This window comes from Sphingomonas sp. CCH9-E2 (genome assembly GCF_001557215.1).
Classification (GTDB): domain Bacteria; phylum Pseudomonadota; class Alphaproteobacteria; order Sphingomonadales; family Sphingomonadaceae; genus Sphingomonas.
The window spans coordinates 1-319 of sequence record NZ_LSJM01000162.1 but is presented as its reverse complement, the minus strand read 5'-3'; the positions used below and the strand labels follow the sequence as shown (position 1 = coordinate 319).

Here is a 319-nt window from a genome sequence, read left to right as displayed (position 1 = left end):
CGTCGCGCGCGAGCCGGGGGTCGCGCTCGATCGCGCTGGCGAGGTCGCGCGCGGCGTGGGGCCGGGTCTGGTCGAGTGCCTCGCTGGCGCGCTGCAATGCGCTCTCCTGGTGCGCCAGCACCGGCAACCCCTGATCGCGCATCCTGTCCATGTCGGCCGCCGCGCGCCCGTAGCGTTCGATCGCCTTGGATTGCGAGGGCGCCAGCGCGCGATCGGTCTCACCACGCTCCGGCGACATCGCTTTCTCGGTCGCTGGCTTCGGCCGGAATCCGGCGAACATGCCTCGCGCCTTGTCGCGGACCTTCTCCGCCACCTGACG

1 protein-coding gene is annotated in these 319 nt (G+C 72.4%); it reads right to left on the bottom strand.

All coding sequences use genetic code 11. The annotated features are described in order from the left end of the window. Positions 1 to 280 (bottom strand): hypothetical protein (locus AX681_RS08490; protein ID WP_443026114.1); only part of this gene is annotated, 280 nt, incomplete at its 3' end. Between the last annotated feature and the right edge of the window lie 39 nt (positions 281 to 319).